The following is a 1,272-nucleotide window of genomic DNA, read 5'->3' on the forward strand; positions in this document are numbered from 1 at the left end:
GGCAGAGATCATCGACAAGGGCTTGCCTACCTCCGGCCTGCTCGCCCATGTGCTCGTCGCCAAGCATTCTGACCATCTGCCGCTGTATCGCCAGGAAGCCATCTTCGAGCGCGCCGGCCTGGCCATCCCGCGCTCGACGCTGGCGGCCTGGGTGGGTGTGTGCGGTGTGCGCCTCCAGCCGTTGGTCGACGCCATGAAGGCTGACCTGCTGCGCCTGCCGGTGCTGCACGCTGACGAGACGCCGGTGGCCATGCTGGCGCCCGGAACAGGCAAGACCCATCGCGCCTATCTGTGGGCCTACGCCAGCGGCGCCTTCGTGACCATGCGCGCGGTGGTCTACGACTTCACTGAGAGCCGCTCTGGCCAGCATCCACGTTCCTTTCTTGGTCACGACAACGCGAGCGCCTGGAAGGGCAGTCTCGTGTGCGACGACTACGCCGGTGATGTTGCGACACAAAATATGTTGTGGCCAGAAGCCTGGCCGTGGAACGCACCGAGGCGAGACGCCTCGGTGCGGTGCACATAACAGTGGCTCGTGAGGCAGCCTACAGCTGACGCATGAAGTCCATGACCGAGGCCAGTGGCTTGCTTCGCGCTGATGCCGCCGGCAGGCCGGCGATGTCGACGCTGGCCAGCGCCTTCGCCTTCATCTCCAAGTCGACTTCGGCATAGATGTGAGTGGTGTCCAACGAGACGTGCCCCAGCCAGGCACGAATCGTGTTGATGTCGACGCCGGAGCGCAGAAGATGAACGGCGGTCGTGTGGCGCAGCACGTGAGGGCTGATGCGCCTGTCTCGCATCGAGGTGATCCGTTGCGCAGCGAGCGCGGCGCACACCGTGACGACTCGGTGCACGCCGAACCGAGTCAACGGCTCGCCCGTTCGGCCGAGGAACACACGATCTTCGGAGCCGCGCGTACCGATCAGCTGTCGAAGCGCGGTGGCGGTCATGGGCCATAGGGGGCATACCCGCCATTTGTTGCCCTTGCCGAGGATGCGCACCGACGGTGAAGTGCCCAGCTGTAAGTTGCCGGCGCGCAGCGATGCCGCCTCATCGGCGCGAGCCCCACTGTTGTAGAGGAATAGCAGCAGCGCGTGATCGCGTGCACCGAGTGCGGTTCGTCGATCTGGCGCTCGCAGCAGTGCGTCGACTTCGGGCTTGTCCAAGTAGCCGATGACTGACTTGGGCGCCTTCTTGAACGGCACCGATCGAACCTGCGCGCACCACGCTACGTGCTCCGGCGATCGAGCGCCGATGTACCGAGCCAACGAG

General features: G+C 65.1%; 1 protein-coding gene and 1 pseudogene. One reads left to right on the plus strand and one right to left on the minus strand.

Annotated features, from left to right (window positions below):
* Positions 1 to 442: pseudogene (locus AC1DU6_RS31730) on the plus strand (IS66 family transposase); the annotation flags it as partial.
* A 103-nt stretch (positions 443 to 545) separates the two neighbouring features.
* Here the strand turns inward: AC1DU6_RS31730 and AC1DU6_RS31735 are convergent.
* A partial coding sequence (locus AC1DU6_RS31735) for a tyrosine-type recombinase/integrase (protein WP_477862160.1) occupies positions 546 to 1,272 on the minus strand: 727 nt, incomplete at its 5' end.

Source organism: Roseateles sp. P5_B10 (assembly GCF_056400485.1).